This window comes from Streptomyces sp. H39-S7, assembly GCF_027158205.1.
Classification (GTDB): domain Bacteria; phylum Actinomycetota; class Actinomycetes; order Streptomycetales; family Streptomycetaceae; genus Actinacidiphila.
Map to the genome: position 1 here is coordinate 1 of NZ_JAPVLU010000137.1, position 1471 is coordinate 1471.

General features: G+C 67.8%; 1 protein-coding gene and 1 pseudogene. Both read left to right on the forward strand.

The genetic code is table 11. From position 1 onward, the window contains the following. Positions 1 to 128: 128 nt before the first annotated feature. Positions 129 to 941, forward strand: a pseudogene (locus O3X23_RS43845) (IS701 family transposase); the annotation flags it as partial. 157 nt (positions 942 to 1098) lie between these two features. After that, the coding region (locus O3X23_RS43850; protein WP_269280995.1) for a hypothetical protein at positions 1099 to 1471 on the forward strand (373 nt) is incomplete at its 3' end.

The following is a 1471-nucleotide window of genomic DNA, read 5'->3' on the forward strand; positions in this document are numbered from 1 at the left end:
CTCCTGGACCTCCACCAGATCCTCGTCACGCCCCTCCCCGGGCCAGCCGCCCGCACTCTGGATCAACTACACGCCCGAGCCACTCCCACCGAAGATCGCCCCTGACAGTTATTCAATTACGGGCCCCGGGCCGCACCGAGAATTGCCAGATCGGGACGTTTCTGGCCTATGCCTCAGCCAGGGGGCGGGCGTTGATCGACCGGGAACTCTACGTCCCGCAGTCCTGGACGGACGACCGGGCACGATGCCGTGCGGCCGGGATCGGCGACGAGGTGCCGTTCGCCACGAAGACCGAGCACCTCAAGTGGATGCTGCAACGTGCCATCGACGCGCGGGTGCCGTTTGCGTGGGTCACCGCGGACGAGGCATACGGGCAGGTCAAGGACTTCAGGATGTGGCTGGAGGAACGCAAGGTGGCGCATGTGCTGGCCACCAAGCTCAACGACACCGTGACCACGACCGACGGCTGGGAAGTGCGGGTCGACGACCTGGTGGCCGCGCTGCCCGCGCAGGGATGGAAGCGGATCTCGGCCGGGGCCGGCGCCCACGGCCACAGGATCTACCACTGGGCCCGCATCGCGATCCGGCCCAACTGGGTTGATGGGTTCGGACACTGGGTGCTCGCCCGCCGCAGTCTGACCGATCCGACCAAGATCGCCTACTACGTCTGCTACGGGCCCACCACGACCCGGTTGAAGGACCTGGTCACGGTAGCGGGCGCGCGCTGGCAGGTGGAGGAATGCTTCCAGATCGCGAAGGGCGAATGCGGCCTGGACCACTACCAGGTGCGGCTGTTCCGGGCCTGGTACCGGCACATCACCCTGGCGATGGCCGCTCTCGCCTGTCTGACCGCCATCCGCGCCGCAGAAACCACAAAGGGGGCAACGCTGGCGACGAGCACGACCTCATACCTCTCAGCGTCCCGGAGATCCGCCGGATGATCGGGCACCTCGTCTTCACGCCCCAGCACCTGGACAACGACCATCATCTGCACTGGTCACGCTTCCGACGTATCAGCCAAGCCCGCGCCCGCAGATGCCACTACCAACGCCGAGGCCATCACCCCCACATGCGGTTGCAGTACTAAAGGTGTTGGGCGTGCTGAAGGTGGCGACCGCCACCCAGATCCTGAACCTGGTGCGTCCGCACCTGTCGGACAACAAGGTGATGCGCAACGCCTTGCTAGTCCTTCAGGCGAAGGGCGAGGTGGTGTCGGAGGGCAATACGGCGGGCCCGGCGGGGAGGTTCGGGGCGCCGGACCGGACCGGGGAGCCGTCGCAGAAGCTGTGGAGTTTGACCCCGGCCGGGCTGGACGCTGCCGGACGGCTGCTGGAACGCGACCCGCAGGAGCTCGGCGGCCGCGCCCGGGGCGCGGCGGGGCCCCGCACGCGATGGCTGTCAACGCCACCATCGTCGCCTTCACCCAGGGCGGCCTCGGCACCATCACCTCTTGGCGCACCGAGGTCTCCCA